This is a genomic window from Rhodoferax sp. LB1P47 (genome assembly GCF_056521445.1).
Genome location: NZ_JBWMAU010000013.1, coordinates 51,898 through 66,643, shown reverse-complemented (window position 1 = coordinate 66,643; position 14,746 = coordinate 51,898). Strand labels below are relative to the sequence as shown.

The window sequence follows — 14,746 nt, the reverse complement described above, 5'->3', positions numbered from 1 at the left end:
GGCTACGCCATGGCTAAAGCCACCCTACCGCCTGCGTTGGCGGATTACGCCGACATGCGCGGTGGCATCGTTGCGGTGCTCCAGGCTGCGCGTGTAGCCGTTGCGCGCAACGTCAATACGCTGATGACCGCCAGCTACTGGGAAATCGGCCACCGCATCGTGGAAGCCGAGCAAAAAGGCCAGCGCCGGGCCGGGTATGGCGAGCAGTTGGTAGAGCGGCTGGCGGTGGACTTGACGGGCCAGTTTGGGCGCGGGTTCAGCCAGCAAAACCTGTGGTTGATGCGCTCATTTTTCCTGGCTTGGCCAATTCGCCAGACACCGTCTGGCGAATTCCATGTGCTTTCCGGTCCTTGGGAGATTCTCCAGACACCGTCTGGAGAATTGGAAGCTACCCCCCAAGCCTGGACTCTGGCCGAACTCGCCAACACCTTCCCCCTCCCCTGGTCCGCCTACGTCCGCCTGCTGTCCGTCAAAAGCGAGCCCGCCCGCCAGTTTTACGAGGCCGAAGCCCTGCGTGGCGGCTGGAGCGTGCGCCAGTTGGACCGCCAAGTCGGCAGCCAGTTCTTTGAGCGCACCACCCTGGCCAAAAACAAGGAAGCGATGCTGTCCAAGGGCTCCATTCCCCAGCCCGAAGATGCCGTCACCCCCGACGAGGCCATCAAAGACCCCCTGGTGCTGGAGTTCTTGAACCTCAGTGACGAATATTCTGAAACCGAGCTGGAAGGCGCGCTGATCCACCGGCTAGAAGATTTTTTGATGGAGCTGGGCCCCGACTTCGCCTTTGTGGGCCGCCAGCGCCGCCTGCGCATCGACCAGACCTGGTACCGGGTGGATTTGCTGTTTTTCCACCGGCGTTTACGCTGCCTGGTCATCATCGACCTGAAGCTGACGGCGCTTACCCATGCCGATGTGGGCCAGATGCACATGTACTGCAACTACGCCAAAGAACACTGGACCCTGCCCGATGAGAACCCGCCGGTAGGCCTGATTCTGTGTGCCGACAAAGGCCATGCACTCGCCAAATACGCGCTGGACGGTTTGCCCAACAAAGTCATGGCCGCCAACTACCAAATGCTGCTGCCCGATGCCGCCCTGCTGCAACAAGAGCTGGAAAAAAGCCGCCTGCTGCTCGAATCACGCCACCCGCCTCCCACCACCCCATGACCTCCTCCCTCGTCACCCGCAGCCTGGCCCACATCTGGCACCCCTGCACCCAAATGCAGCGCGCCGCCGAGGTGCCGCCGCTGCCCATCGTGCGCGGGCAGGGGGTGTGGCTGTTTGACGAAGACGGCCACCGCTACTTCGATGCCATCAGCTCCTGGTGGGTCAATTTGTTTGGCCATGCGGATGCACGTATCAACGCCGCCATCAAGGACCAACTCGACACCTTGCCGCACGTGATGCTGGCCGGCTGCACCCACGCCCCGGCGGTGGAGCTGGCCGAGCGCTTGTCAAACCGCACGGGCGGGGTGCTGGGCCACTGCTTCTTTGCCAGCGACGGGGCTTCGGCCGTGGAGATTGCGCTGAAGATGGCCTTCCACCACTGGCGGAATCGCGGCTTCACCGACAAACGCGAGTTCGTCTGCCTGCGCCAGGGATACCACGGCGAAACCCTGGGTGCGCTGGCTGTCACCGACGTGCAGATCTTTCGCGATGCCTACGACCCGCTCTTGATGCGCTCGCACCAGGTGATGTCGCCTGACGCGCGGCAGGCTTTGCCGGGCGAAACGGCGGTGGATGTCGCCCAACGCGCCGCCGCCGAGCTGCAAACCCTGCTGGAGGCCCGCCACGGCCAGATCGCCGCCATCATCCTGGAGCCGCTGGTGCAAGGCGCGTGCGGCATGGCCATGCACGACCCGGTGTATTTGCGCGCCGTGCGGGCACTGTGCGACCAGTACCAAGTGCTGCTGATTGCGGATGAAATCGCCGTGGGCTGTGGCCGTACCGGCACGTTTTTCGCGGTGGAGCAGGCCGGCATCTGGCCGGATTTGCTCTGCCTGTCCAAGGGCATCAGCGGCGGCTACCTGCCTTTGTCGCTGGTGCTGTCGCGCGACTCGGTGTACGCGGCTTTTCTGGACGACAACGTGGCGCGCGGCTTTCTGCATTCGCACTCGTACACCGGCAACGCGCTGGCCTGCCGCGCCGCGCTGGCGGTGCTGGACCGGTTTGACCAGGACGGCGTGCTGGCCCACAACCGCCTGCAAGCGGCCACCCTCAGCGCAGCACTCGCGCCCTTGCAATCCGACCCGCGGGTGGAGAACTTCCGCCACATCGGCATGATTTGGGCCTTTGACGTGCGCGAATCCGTCGCCGGGCCGCGCTTTGCCGAGCGCTTCCACCTCGCAGGCCGGGCGCGCGAGCTGCTGATCCGCCCGATTGGCCGCACCGTCTACCTGCTGCCGCCGTATTTGCTAGACGATGTGCTGTCGCCCTGGCTGGCCCGGCAAGTCATGGCCACGCTGGACGACACCCTCAACCAAACTCCACCCGATGCTGATAGACCACCTGAACCGCCAACTGCGTGAACGCGCCGACCTGGCCCTGACGCGCACGCGCCGCACCACGGAGTCGCCCTGCGCTCCGCAGCAACGCGTCGCCATAGGCAGCCAGCCCAGCCGCGACCTGCTGGCGTTTTGCAGCAACGACTACCTGGGCCTGGCCCACCACCCCGTGCTGGTGGAGGCGTTGGCCGAAGGCGCACGCCGCTTTGGCGCGGGCAGCGGCGCATCGCACCTGGTCAGCGGCCACTCGCGGGCCCACGCCACGCTGGAAGCAGAGTTGGCCGCCTGGATGGCCCCCTGCATCCCGGATGCACGGGCGCTGTACTTGTGTACGGGTTACATGGCAAACATAGCCATAGCGCAGGCGCTATATACGCCTGACGCTATCATTTTTGCAGACAAGCTGAACCATGCCTCGCTGGTCGATGGCGCGCTGCTGTCCAAAGCCAAACTGCACCGCTACGCCCACCGCAACCTGGCGGTGCTGGAGCGCCAGCTCATGCAAAGCGATGCCCCCCTCAAGTTCATCGTGTCGGACGCGGTCTTCAGCATGGACGGCGACCTGGCCGACCTGCCCGCCCTGCTGGCGCTGGCCGTGCGCTTCGATGCCTGGCTGGTGGTGGACGACGCGCACGGCTTCGGCGTGCTCGGCCCCCAGGGCCAGGGCAGTCTGGCGCACTTCGGCCTGCGCAGCGAACGCTTGATTTACATGGGCACGCTGGGCAAGGCCGCAGGCGTGGGCGGGGCCTTTGTGGCAGCGCACCCCACCATCATCGAGTGGCTGGTGCAAACCGCCAGGCCCTACATCTACACCACCGCCGCGCCACCCGCCATCGCCCACGCGCTCAGCGCCAGCCTGCAACTGATCGCCGGGGTCGAGGGCGAACAGCGCCGCGCCCACCTGCAAGCGTTGATCACCCAGTTGCGCGGCGAGCTATCAAAATTGATAGCTTCCCACGCCCATCTGGGTTGGAGCCTGGCCGATTCGGCCACCGCCATCCAGCCCCTCATCGTGGGCAGCAACGCCGCCGCGCTGGCTGTGTCCGCCGCGCTGGATGCGCAAGGTCTGTGGGTGCCCGCCATCCGCCCACCCACCGTGCCCGTGGGCACGGCACGGCTGCGCATCACGCTCAGCGCGGCCCACAGCGCGCAGGATGTGCAACGGCTGGTCGATGGTCTGGCGGTGGTTGCGAAGGACTTGCATGCAAAGGATGACCATGCATAGCGTCTTCGTCACCGGCACCGACACCGAAGTCGGCAAAACCCGCACCAGCGCGGCCCTGCTGCACTGGTGCGCCCAACAAGGCTGGCGCAGCGCGGGCTTCAAGCCGGTGGCCGCCGGACTGGACGCCGACGGCGTGAACGAAGACGTGCAGATGCTGCTCGCTGCCAGTTCACTAGCTTTGACTGGCGCAGAAGTGGGCCCGCAGCAGTTCCAGGCCGCCTGCGCCCCGCATATTGCGGCGGCGCTGGAAGGTCAAGTCATTGACATGGCCTTGCTGGTACAACAAGCCCAGGCCCTGGCCGCCCGCGCCGATGTGCTGGTGGTAGAAGGCGTGGGCGGGTTCTGCGTACCGCTAGGGCCCGATGCGGATACCGCCGATCTGGCCGTGGCACTGGGCTATCCGGTGATTCTGGTGGTCGGCCTGCGCCTGGGCTGTATCAGCCACGCCCTGCTCACGGCAGAGGCCATCCGCGCACGCGGCCTGCCGCTGCTGGGCTGGATCGCCAACACGGTCGACCCGCAGATGGCCCAGTTACAAGCCAATATCGACACCCTGCGCCATGAATTCCAGCGCCGCCACCGCGCACCCTGCCTGGGCGTGGTGCCGCGCCTGACCGATGCCAACCCGGCAGCCGCTGCGGCCTATCTCGACTCTGTGGCCCTGCACGAGATATTTTCCGCATGAACGCCGTTCCCGCCATTTCCCCCTTCGTTGATGCCGCCTTTCTGGCCAACCCCTACCCGGCCTACCAGGCCCTGCGCGAGGCCGGGCCGCTGCACTGGAGCACCGAATTCTTCGGCGGTGCCTGGCTGCTGACCCGCCATGCCGACGTGGAGCAGGTGCTGCGCGACCCGCGCTTCTCGGCCCAGCGCACGGGCGGATGGGTCACAGACCGCGAGGAAACCAAGGGTGAGCTGGCCGGTTTCCAACAGCTGTTTGCCCGCGCCATGCTGTTCCTCGACGCGCCCGACCACACCCGCATCCGCAAGGTGCTGAACGCAGGCTTCAAACCCGCACAAATCCAGGCGCTGGAGCCGTTCATCGAACAGACCGTGGCCGAGCTGCTGATTGCTGTGGGTGGTGCACCCCGCTTCGACTTCATGCAGGCCGTCGCCCGCCAGTTGCCCACCCGCGTCATCGCCAAGATGATGGGCATCGAAGCAGCCGCCAATGCCGACTTTGCGGTCTGGTCCGACGACCTGGCGGTGTTCATCGGCGCGCCGCTAGCCACCCACCAACAAGCCCGCCGCGCCCAGGCCAGCCTGCTGGCGATGGGCCGGTATTTCGAGAAATTAATCGTCGAACGCCGCCAGAACCCGGGCGACGACCTGGTCAGCCGCCTGCTGCAGGCCGAAGCCGATGGCACGCTGCTTAACCACGCCGAGCTGCTGGCCCAGTGCGCCATGCTGCTATTTGCAGGCCACGAGACCACCCGAAATCTGCTGGGCAACGGCCTGCACGCGCTGCTGGCCCACCCGGACCAATGGCAGCGCCTGCAACAAGACCCCAGCCTGGTCCCCAGCGCCGTGCGCGAGCTGCTGCGCTTCGACAGCCCCGTGCAGTACACCGGCCGCCGTGTCGCCGCCGACCTGCAACTCCACGGCCAGACCCTGCGCCGGGGCGATCTGGTGGTGCCGCTGATCGGCGCCGCCAACCGCGACCCGGCCCGCCACCCCGAGCCGGACCGGCTGGATGTGGCGGGGCGCGACGGTGCGTCCATCTCCTTCGGCAGCGGCCCGCACGTCTGCATCGGCGCGCTGCTGACCCGCATCGAGGCCGAAATCAGCTTCCGCCAGCTGCTGCAACGCTGGCCGCAGCTGCGCCTGGCCGATGGCCCGCCGCAGTGGGCCGACAACCCGGCCTACCGGGGGCTGCTGGCGCTGGATGTAGTAACCGGCTAACACCTACCACCGCTGCGCGCTGCCCACAATGGACTCCCAACTACCGGAGACACCCATGGCAGCAAAGAAAATCTTGATGATCTGTGGCGACTACTGCGAAGACTACGAGACCATGGTGCCGTTCCAGGCGCTGCTGGCCGTGGGCCACACCGTGCACGCCGTCTGCCCCGACAAAAAGGCCGGGGAGCACATCAAAACCGCCATCCACGACTTTGAAGGCGCGCAGACCTACAGCGAAAAGCCCGGCCACAACTTCACCCTGAACGCCACCTTCGCGGGCCTGGATATCGCCAGCTACGACGCCTTGGTGATCCCCGGCGGCCGTGGCCCCGAGTACCTGCGCACCTACCCGGCGGTGGTGTCGGCGGTGAAGCATTTTTTTGAAGCCAACAAACCCGTGGCCGCTGTCTGCCACGGTGCGCAACTGCTGGCCGGGGCCGGGGTGCTCCAGGGCCGCACCTGCTCGGCTTACCCGGCCTGCCGTGTGGAAGTGGAAATGGCGGGCGGCACCTATGCCGAGATCGCCATCGACGCGGCCATCACCGAGGGCAACCTGGTCAGCGCCCCCGCCTGGCCCGCCCATCCGGCGTGGATTGCGCAGTTTCTGGCTTTGCTGGGTACGCGCATCAGCTTGTAATCCGCCATTGACCTTGCCGGTGCGGCCCCCGATGATGCGGGGCCATACCACCGGGAATTCGCCATGTGCCAAGTCTTCATTAGCGCCGACCCCCATTTGTACGACAGCCGCGCCCGCTCGGTGCGGTTGCACGGCGTGGCCACCAGCATCAAGCTGGAAAACCTGTTCTGGCAGGTGCTGGCCGAGATCGCCCAGCGCGACGGCTTGGGCGTGCCGCAACTGTGCGCCAAGCTGTACGACGAGCTGGTGGCGCAGCGCGGCGCGGTGGACAACTTTGCGTCCTTTCTGCGCGTCTGCTGTGGCCGCTACCTGGCCTTGCAGCTGTCGGGCGGCATTCCGCAAGATGCCAGCATCTCCATCCGCAGCCTGAACGCCCAGCAGGTGCTGGCCACCGAGGGGCACCGCAGCCTGCTAGCACACGCGGCCTGAGGTTCGGGCAGCGGGAGCGCTGCGTTCTAATACGGGGGTTTTCACTAACCTCGTACCTGCCCCATGAAACGCCTCTTCCTCCAATCCGCCTTGGCTGTAGCCGCCCTGTGTTTTGCCGGTCTGTCCAGCGCCCAGCAGGTGCTGCGCCTCACCGCCATCCCCGACGAAGCCCCCACCGAGCTGGCCCGCAAGGCCGCGCCGCTGGTCAAGTACCTGGAAGGTAAGCTGGCCATGAAGGTCGAATTCACCCCGGTGAGCGACTACGCGGCGGCGGTCGAGGCGCTGGTCAACAAGCAGGTGGACGTGGCCTGGTTTGGCGGCTTTACCTTTGTACAGGCGAATGCGCGCTCGGGCGGCAAGATCATCCCGCTGGTGCAGCGCGAGGAGGACACCAAATTCCGCTCCGTATTCATCACCGCCGACCCGGCCATCAAGGCGCTGGCCGACCTGAAGGGCCACACCCTGAGCTTCGGCAGCCCGTCCAGCACCTCCGGCCACCTGATGCCGCGCAGCGTGTTGCTGGATGCCAAGGTAGACCCCGACACCGACCTGAAGCGCGTGGCCTTCTCGGGTGCGCACGATGCCACTATCGCCGCCGTGGCCGCCGGCAAAGTGGACGCGGGCGCGCTCAACATCTCGGTGTGGGACAAGTTTGTGGCCGACAAAAAGGTCGATCCCGCCAAGGTCCGCGTGTTCTACACCACCCCGCCCTACTTCGACTACAACTGGAGCGTGCACGCCGACATGCCAGTGGCCCTGCGCGAGAAGCTGGCCAAGGCCTTGCTGGACCTGAACAGCGCCACCGCCGAAGGCAAAGAAGTGCTGGAACTGCAACGCGCCACCCGCTTCATCCCCACCCAGCCCGCCAACTACAAAGGCATCGAAGCGGCGGCCCGCAGTGCCGGTTTGCTGAAATAAGCCGCACTACAAAATAAATAGCTTCTTGCGCAGGTAGTACCTGCACTAGAGGCACTTTTTATATGCAACTTCAACTCGTAGCCACCTCAGCCCGCCACCCCGCTGCTGCTGCCCACGCGCCTGCCGCCCTGCGCGCTGTCAGTTTGATGTTGGCCGCCGGGGAGCAGGTGGCAGTGATCGGGCCGTCGGGGGCGGGCAAAACCACGCTGCTGCACCTGCTAGGCTGCGCGCTGCGGCCTAACCAAGGACAGGTATTGCTGGACGGGCGCGACCCGTGGGGCCTGTCGCGCAGCGCGCTGCAAAGCCTGCGCCGCCAGCTCTTCATCGCCCCGCAAACCCCGCCGCTGCCGCCGCGCCAGCGCGTCGTCACCGCCGTGCTGGCCGGGCAGTTGCCAAAGATGGGGCTGTGGCGCAGCGTGCGCAGCCTGTTCTACCCGGTGGACATTCCGGCGGCCGAGGCGGCGCTGGCGCAATTTGACCTGGCGAATAAGCTATTTGAGCGGGTGGACCGCCTTTCGGGCGGCGAACGCCAGCGCGTCGGCCTGGCCCGGACGCTGGTGGCCGATGCCCGGCTCTGGCTGGTGGACGAACCGCTGTCGGCCCTCGATCCGGCCCGCGCCGCGCAGGCCATGTTGGCGCTCACTAGCGCCGCCCAGGCACGCGGGGCTACGCTCATCACCAGCTTGCACCACGTGGACATGGCGCTGGCGCATTTCCCGCGCATCCTGGGTCTGCGCGAGGGGGCCATCGTGTTCGACCTGCCCGCCGCCCAGGTGACCCGCGAACGTCTGCACAGCTTGTACGCCCAGCACCTGGACGAGCTGACCGGGCCTGCGCCGGAGCCATCGCCGCCGCTGCTTACTGCCCCGGTGGTGATGCATTGCCGATAACCCCACATTCCACCAGAGACCCGGCCTGGCACAGCCGCCTGTTCTGGCTGCTGGCTGCCGCCGTGCTGCTGTGGCCGCTGCTGGTGCTGACCGAGTTCCAGCCCTGGGTGCTGCTGCAGCCCGACAGCCTGCGGCCCACGCTGCGCTTTGTGGCCGACTTCTTTCCGCCCAAGCTGGAACCAGGATTTTTGTGGACCGTGGCCGTGGAAACCTGGCGCACCGTGGCGATGGCGACGGCCGGCATCACCCTGGCGCTGCTGCTGGCCGTGCCGCTGACGCTGCTGTCAGTGCGGGTGCTGTCGATTTCTGCGCTGACCGGACGCATGGCCCCGCTGGGCGCCGCCGTGCGGCTGGCGGTGCGCTGGCTGCTGGTGCTGCTGCGCAGCGTGCCCGAGCTGGTCTGGGCGCTGGTGTTTGTGCGCGTGGTGGGCCTGGGCCCCACCTCCGGCGTGCTGGCAATTGCGCTGACCTACGCAGGCATGCTCGGCAAGGTATACGCCGAGATTCTGGAGTCCGGTGAACCCGCCGCTACGCAAGCCCTGCTGCGCGTGGGTGCCGGGCGGCTGCAAGCTTTTTTCTACGGCCTGCTGCCGCAAAACGCGGGCGAGCTGACCAGCTACACCGTCTACCGCTGGGAATGCGCCATCCGCTCGTCTGCCGTGCTGGGCTTTGTGGGCGCAGGCGGCCTGGGCCAGCACATGGACGCGTCGATGAAGATGTTCGTTGGTGCCGAGGTCAGCACCATGCTGCTGGTGTTCATGGGGCTGGTGTGGCTGGCGGATTACACCAGTGCTTGGCTGCGCAAAGGCTTGGCATGAAACAGGCTGCCAACGAAACGTACAAGCTGCCGCCCGCCTTGTTCCACGCCCGCTCCAAGGCCCTGTGGTTCGCCATTGGCGTGGTGGCCTTAGTGGCACTGAGCTTTGCCACGCTGGATTTGCAGTGGGCCCAATTCCTTTCCACCGACGCGTTGCAGCGCATGGGCCGTTTTATCGGCGAATTGCTGGTGCCCGACACCCGGCCCGCCTTTTTGCGCAAGCTGCTGACCGCCACGCTGGAGACCCTGGCCATGTCGGCCCTGGGCACGCTGCTAGCGGTGGTCTGCGGCCTGGCGCTGGCCCTACCCGCCAGCAAAACCCACGCGGATGACAGCGCCCTCTGGCGCGCCCCCACGCGGGCGCTGCTGAACGCGCTGCGCAGCATCCCCGAGCTGGTCTGGGCTACGCTGCTGCTGGTCGCCGCCGGGCTGGGGCCGTTTGCGGGCACGCTGGCGTTGGCGCTGCACACCACCGGCGTGCTGGGCCGCCTGTTTGCCGAGAGCTTAGAGAACGCCCCCGACGGCCCGGCCCAGACCCTGCGGGCACGCGGCGTGGCTGCCGTGCCGGTGTTGCTCTACGCCAGCCTGCCCCAGGTGCTGCCGCAGCTGGTCAGCTACACCCTGTACCGCTGGGAAAACAACATCCGCGCCGCCGCCGTACTGGGCGTGGTGGGCGCAGGCGGCCTGGGCCAGATGCTGGCCTTCCACATGGGCTTGTTCCAGATGCCCCAGACCAGCACCGTGCTGGTCGCCATGCTGGTGCTGGTGGCGCTGGTGGATGGGTTAAGCAGCGGCGTGCGCTGGGTGTTGATGCGCTAGTCGTCTGGACACGCCTGCCACGTAGAAAAGCCCTCCGGCTGGAGCAATGCCAGTCAGTTAAGCCCCGAGGCGATCTGATCCAGTAAAAAGGGAACGTGTTCAACACGTTCCCTTTGAGCCTATTTGAAAGCGCCCTGCGCGAGACCCTTGAGCGAGTTCCCGATCGGCTTGAGGAACTCAGCGCGTTGATAGACCCGGCCTGGATTGCGCAGGCACTTGCGGCCAGCGGCAAGGCCTTGATCCGGCGGCGCAAGCTGCCTGCCGAGCATGCGGTGTGGCTGGTCATTGGACTGGCGCTGTTTCGAGATCGGCCGCTGTGGCAGGTGGTGCAGCAGCTGGATTTGAGCCTGGACGGACAAGCGCTGCCCGCGCCGAGTGCCAGCGTACAGGCCCGTCAGCGCCTGGGCGAAGAGCCCCTGGCCGAACTATTCGACCTGCTCACCCAGGCCTGGAGTCGAGCAGCGGTGAATCCACAGCAACCCCTGCGCGTGCTGGCCGTGGACGGGGTGGTCTGGTCGGTTCCGGATAGCCCGCAGAATCGAGCGGATTTGGGCAGCTGTAGCAACCAGCATGGCTCCTCGCCTTGGCCGCAGATCCGCGCCACCTGCCTGATGGACACCCACAGCCATGAATTGCTCGACACCAAGCTCGGCGCCATGGACTGCGGCGAATTGACGCTGGCAGCGCAGCTGCGGGGCGAAGACCATTCGCTCACCCTGTTCGACCGGGCGTACTTCTCTGCCGCGTTCTTGCCAGGCGGGCGAGCCGGTGCTGCGCAGCAAGCAGCCCGCGCTGGTGCGCCAGGAGCTGTGGGGCGTGTTGATCGCCTACACGCAGTCCCGACACTTCGTGCTACCGCCTCGTCGCACCGAGCGCAGCTTCCCCCGTGTCGTCAAAAAACGCGCTTCCAAATTCCCAACGAAAAAAATGCCAGTCAGCGTTAACTGACTGGCATTGCGCCGATGCGGGCTTTTCTACGTGGGGCTAACTTTCACATTAAGGCTTACGCAATAACCAATTCGACTTCGATGTTGCCACGGGTGGCGTTGGAGTAGGGGCACACGCCGTGGGCGGTGTCGACCAAATCCTGGGCCACAGCGCGGTCCATGCCGGGCAGGTTGATGACCAGCTTGGCGGCAATGCCGAAGCCTGCGGGGATGGGGCCGATGTCTACCGATGCGTCGATGGATGCATCCGCAGGGATAGCAATCTTCTTCATGCCCGCCACGTGCTTCATCGCACCCATAAAGCAGGCCGAGTAGCCTGCGGCAAACAATTGCTCGGGGTTGGTGCCGGTGCCTGCGCCGCCCATTTCTTTGGGGGGCGAGAGCTTGACCGCCAGCAGGCCGTCGTTGCTAGCCGATTGGCCGTCGCGGCCGCCGGTGGTGTGGGCGTGGGCGGTGTAGATCACTTTGTCGAGTTTGGTAGGCATGGTGCTTCCTTGGGTTGAAAAGAGGATGTCAGGCGGTCGTCGTCATACGTTCACGCAGTGCCTGGACTTGCTGCGTGAGAGAAAGAATTTCGGGCAACGTGCACTGGGTGGCGCTAAGGATGCAGGGCGGCACTTTGGTGGCTTCGGTCTTGAGGCTGCGGCCCGCCGATGTCAGGGTGATGAACACCCGGCGCTCGTCTTGCACATCGCGTTGGCGGCTGATCCAGCCTGCGGTTTCCATGCGCTTGAGCAGCGGGGTCAACGTGCCGGAGTCAAGGTACAGGCGCTCGCCCAGCTCGGACACCATCAGCCCGTCGCGCTCCCACAGCACCAGCATCGCCAGGTACTGCGGGTAGGTGAGCCCCAGGGTTTTGAGCAGTGGCTTATACAGCTTGGTCATGGCCAGCGACGCGGAATACAGCGCAAAGCAGAGCTGGTTGTCCAGCTGCAAGGACTGGTCGGCGGTGAAGGTTTTGGTTGGCATGGGTTGAATTATAGTACGCAATTAAATTTTGTACAATTTAGTTTATTGACGCACCGAAGTGCGCCGTTGGTTCGGCTTAGTAGGTATACACGCCCTGCCCCGTCTTGCGCCCCAACCGGCCTGCCGCCACCAGCTCTTTCAACAGCGGGCAGGGGCGGTATTTGCTGTCGCCGAATTCGGTCAAGAACACCTCCATCACCGCCAAACACACGTCCAGCCCGATCATGTCGGCCAGGGCCAGCGGACCGATGGGCTGGTTGCAGCCCAGTTTCATGCCCGCGTCGATGTCTTCCGCCGTGGCCACGCCCTCGGCCAGCACGAACAGCGCCTCGTTGACCATCGGCATCAGGATGCGGTTGACCACGAAGCCGGGGCCGTTCTTCACGGTGATGGGGGTTTTGCCCAGCACTGCCGCCATCGCGTGTACCGCGTCATGCGTGGCATCGCTGGTTTGCAGGCCCCGGATGATCTCCACCAGCGCCATCAACGGCACGGGGTTGAAGAAATGCATGCCGATGCAGCGGTCGGGCCGCTTGGTGACGGCCGCCAGCTTGGTGATGGAGATCGACGAGGTGTTCGAGGCAATCAGCACTTCGGGGGCCAGCAGCGCGTCTAGCTGCTGCACGATCTTGACCTTGAGGGCGTAGTTTTCGGTGGCGGCTTCGATGACCAGCTGGACGGATGTGAAGTCGTCGTACTGGGTGGAGCCTTTAATGCGGCCCAGGATGGTGGCCTTATCCTCAAACGAGAGCTTGTCTTTTTTGATCAACCGGTCCAGGCTGCCCGCGATGGTGGCCAGGCCCTTGGCCACCGCCTCGTCGCTGATGTCCACCATCACCACCTGCAAGCCCGCCGCTGCGCAGGTCTGCGCGATGCCGTTGCCCATGGTGCCTGCGCCGACGATGCCGACGGTCTCTATTTTCAAAATGCTGCTGCTCATTGGGGACTCCAGGCGGTAAAAATGAGTGGGAGGTGCGGTAAGGTCGCTCTGCAACAAACATCATAAAGCGGTCATCCGCGTCTCTCCTTACAGCCCTTATGTTCGACTACATCATCATCGGCGCAGGCGCAGCGGGCTGCGTGCTGGCCGGGCGGCTCAGTGAAGATCCATCCATTCACGTAGCCCTGCTGGAATCCGGCCCCAGCGACCACAGCGCCCTGGTGCAGTGCCCCTCGGGCATCGCGCTGCTGGCGCGCACCGGCCAAGTGCACTGGCGCTTCCACACTGTGCCGCAACCGGGGCTGAACGGACGCTGCGGCTACCAGCCCCGGGGCCGGGTGCTGGGCGGCAGCAGCTCCGTCAATGCGATGGTCTACACGCGCGGCCAGCCTGCGGATTTCGACTTCTGGGCGGCCCAGGGCAACCCCGGCTGGGGTTATGCCGATGTGCTGCCGTATTTCAAAAAGGCCGAGCGCAATAGCCGGGGTGCGGATGCCTGGCACGGGGCCGACGGCCCGCTGCACGTCACCGATCTGCCAAGCCCCAACCCTGCCAGCCAGGCCTTTGTACAGGCTGCCATGCAGGCCGGGTTTGCCGCCAACAGCGACTTCAACGGCGCAGGCCAAGAGGGCGTGGGCCTGTACCAGGTAATGCAAAAAGACGGCGAGCGCTGTAGCGCAGCCAAGGCCTACCTCACGCCCCACCTGGCGCGGCCTAATTTGCAGGTGTTTACCGGGGCCCATACCACCCGCATCCTGACCCAAAACCGCCGCGCCGTGGGCGTGGAATTCATGCAGGACGGACTGTTGAAACAGCTGCGCACCCAGGGTGAGGTGCTGCTGTGCGCCGGGGCCTTGCAGTCGCCGCAGCTGCTGATGCTGTCCGGCATTGGCGACCACGCGCAGCTGCTGGCCAATGGCATCGCCACCGTGCACCACCTGCCCGGCGTGGGCCAGCATCTGCACGACCATGTGGACGTGGTGCAGGTGGTGAAAACCGCGCAGTCGCAGGATGTATGGGGCATATCCCCTGGCGGCATCGCCCGCATCGCCCAGGGCGTGCGGGACTGGCGGCGCGACCGCAGTGGCCTGCTGACCAGCAACCTGGCCGAAGCCGGGGGCTTCCTCAAAAGCCAGCCCGACGAGCCCCAACCCGACCTGCAACTGCACTTTGTACCCGCCCAACTGGCCGACCATGGCCGCAAGACGCTGTGGGGCCACGGCTACTCGGTGCACATCTGCGTGCTGCAACCGGCCAGCCGGGGCAGCGTGCGCCTGAACGGCAAAGACCCGTTGGCCCCGCCCCGGATCGACCCCAACTTTCTGGGCGCATTGGAAGATATGGAACGGCTGCGGCGCGGGTTCCATCAGGTACGGCGCATCTGCGCCCAGCCCGCACTGGCAGCCTGGGGCGGGCGCGAGCGTTCGGCCCAGGCCCAAAGCGACGTAGCACTGGAACTTTTTCTGCGCGAGACCGCCGACACGGTGTACCACCCGGTGGGCAGTTGCCGCATGGGCCCTGGGGGAAATGGGGAACACCAGGATGTAGTGGATGCCCGCCTGCGGGTCCACGGCATGGCCGGGCTGCGGGTGGTGGACGCGTCCATCATGCCGCGCATCGTCAGCGCCAACACCACGGCGGCCACCACCATGCTGGCTGAAAAGGCCGCAGATATGTTGCGCGAGGATGCGCTGCCTAGGTCGGGGTGAAGGTCAAAAACTGTGACTTATTTCCGTCCGATGTGTCGGTATT

Annotated in this window: 16 protein-coding genes; 13 read left to right on the top strand and 3 right to left on the bottom strand. The window is 65.7% G+C overall.

The genetic code is table 11. The annotated features are described in order from the left end of the window. Nucleotides 1-9: 9 nt before the first annotated feature. The 12 genes from AC0969_RS14715 (at nucleotide 10) to AC0969_RS14660 (ending at nucleotide 11,082) form a co-directional block, all read left to right on the top strand. Complete coding sequence (locus AC0969_RS14715) at nucleotides 10-1,164, top strand: PDDEXK nuclease domain-containing protein (RefSeq protein WP_479624898.1); 1,155 nt, start codon at nucleotides 10-12, stop codon at nucleotides 1,162-1,164. Then, the gene (gene bioA / locus AC0969_RS14710; RefSeq protein WP_479624897.1) at nucleotides 1,161-2,525 is read left to right on the top strand and encodes an adenosylmethionine--8-amino-7-oxononanoate transaminase; all 1,365 of its coding nucleotides are present in this window, start codon (nucleotides 1,161-1,163) and stop codon (nucleotides 2,523-2,525) included. The genes AC0969_RS14715 and bioA overlap by 4 nt, the downstream gene beginning before the upstream one ends. Continuing rightward, nucleotides 2,491-3,726 carry an 8-amino-7-oxononanoate synthase gene (gene bioF / locus AC0969_RS14705; RefSeq protein ID WP_479624896.1) on the top strand — a complete coding sequence of 412 codons (1,236 nt, stop codon included), beginning with the start codon at nucleotides 2,491-2,493 and terminating at the stop codon, nucleotides 3,724-3,726. Before bioA ends, bioF begins: the two co-directional genes overlap by 35 nt. Then, entirely contained in the window at nucleotides 3,713-4,411 is a 699-nt protein-coding gene (bioD, locus tag AC0969_RS14700; protein ID WP_479624895.1) for a dethiobiotin synthase, read from the top strand. Before bioF ends, bioD begins: the two co-directional genes overlap by 14 nt. Next, nucleotides 4,408-5,628, top strand: coding sequence for a cytochrome P450 (locus AC0969_RS14695; RefSeq protein WP_479624894.1), 1,221 nt, complete (start codon nucleotides 4,408-4,410; stop codon nucleotides 5,626-5,628). The genes bioD and AC0969_RS14695 overlap by 4 nt, the downstream gene beginning before the upstream one ends. 55 nt (nucleotides 5,629-5,683) lie before the next feature. After that, nucleotides 5,684-6,265 (top strand): DJ-1/PfpI family protein, encoded by a 582-nt coding sequence (locus AC0969_RS14690; protein WP_479624893.1) that lies wholly within the window; start codon nucleotides 5,684-5,686, stop codon nucleotides 6,263-6,265. Nucleotides 6,266-6,328: 63 nt separating this feature from the next. Further along, on the top strand, nucleotides 6,329-6,694 hold the full coding sequence (locus AC0969_RS14685) for a ribbon-helix-helix domain-containing protein (protein ID WP_479624892.1): 366 nt from the start codon (nucleotides 6,329-6,331) through the stop codon (nucleotides 6,692-6,694). 63 nt (nucleotides 6,695-6,757) lie between these two features. Then, nucleotides 6,758-7,612 carry a putative selenate ABC transporter substrate-binding protein gene (locus AC0969_RS14680; RefSeq protein ID WP_479624891.1) on the top strand — a complete coding sequence of 285 codons (855 nt, stop codon included), beginning with the start codon at nucleotides 6,758-6,760 and terminating at the stop codon, nucleotides 7,610-7,612. 62 nt (nucleotides 7,613-7,674) lie between these two features. Beyond that, nucleotides 7,675-8,502, top strand: coding sequence for a phosphonate ABC transporter ATP-binding protein (locus AC0969_RS14675; RefSeq protein ID WP_479624890.1), 828 nt, complete (start codon nucleotides 7,675-7,677; stop codon nucleotides 8,500-8,502). Then, nucleotides 8,493-9,320, top strand: a complete 828-nt coding sequence (locus AC0969_RS14670) for a PhnE/PtxC family ABC transporter permease (RefSeq protein WP_479624889.1) — start codon at nucleotides 8,493-8,495, stop codon at nucleotides 9,318-9,320. The genes AC0969_RS14675 and AC0969_RS14670 overlap by 10 nt, the downstream gene beginning before the upstream one ends. Next, nucleotides 9,317-10,138: a phosphonate ABC transporter, permease protein PhnE gene (gene phnE, locus AC0969_RS14665; RefSeq protein WP_479624888.1), complete on the top strand. Its 822-nt coding sequence runs from the start codon at nucleotides 9,317-9,319 to the stop codon at nucleotides 10,136-10,138. The genes AC0969_RS14670 and phnE overlap by 4 nt, the downstream gene beginning before the upstream one ends. Nucleotides 10,139-10,233: 95 nt before the next feature. Next, nucleotides 10,234-11,082 (top strand): transposase domain-containing protein, encoded by an 849-nt coding sequence (locus AC0969_RS14660; protein ID WP_479624887.1) that lies wholly within the window; start codon nucleotides 10,234-10,236, stop codon nucleotides 11,080-11,082. Nucleotides 11,083-11,141: 59 nt separating this feature from the next. Here the strand turns inward: AC0969_RS14660 and AC0969_RS14655 are convergent, their stop codons facing one another. The 3 genes from AC0969_RS14655 to AC0969_RS14645 all read right to left on the bottom strand — a co-directional run bounded on the left by AC0969_RS14655 (nucleotide 11,142) and on the right by AC0969_RS14645 (nucleotide 12,979). Further along, nucleotides 11,142-11,570, bottom strand: coding sequence for an organic hydroperoxide resistance protein (locus tag AC0969_RS14655; protein WP_479624886.1), 429 nt, complete (start codon nucleotides 11,568-11,570; stop codon nucleotides 11,142-11,144). A 28-nt stretch (nucleotides 11,571-11,598) separates the two neighbouring features. Beyond that, nucleotides 11,599-12,054 carry a MarR family winged helix-turn-helix transcriptional regulator gene (locus AC0969_RS14650; RefSeq protein ID WP_479624885.1) on the bottom strand — a complete coding sequence of 152 codons (456 nt, stop codon included), beginning with the start codon at nucleotides 12,052-12,054 and terminating at the stop codon, nucleotides 11,599-11,601. Between the two features lie 76 nt (nucleotides 12,055-12,130). Next, on the bottom strand, nucleotides 12,131-12,979 hold the full coding sequence (locus tag AC0969_RS14645; RefSeq protein ID WP_479624959.1) for a 3-hydroxybutyryl-CoA dehydrogenase: 849 nt from the start codon (nucleotides 12,977-12,979) through the stop codon (nucleotides 12,131-12,133). A 113-nt stretch (nucleotides 12,980-13,092) separates the two neighbouring features. Between AC0969_RS14645 and AC0969_RS14640 the strand changes: the two genes are divergently transcribed. Beyond that, the gene (locus AC0969_RS14640; protein ID WP_479624884.1) at nucleotides 13,093-14,703 is read left to right on the top strand and encodes a GMC family oxidoreductase; all 1,611 of its coding nucleotides are present in this window, start codon (nucleotides 13,093-13,095) and stop codon (nucleotides 14,701-14,703) included. Nucleotides 14,704-14,746: the final 43 nt, after the last annotated feature.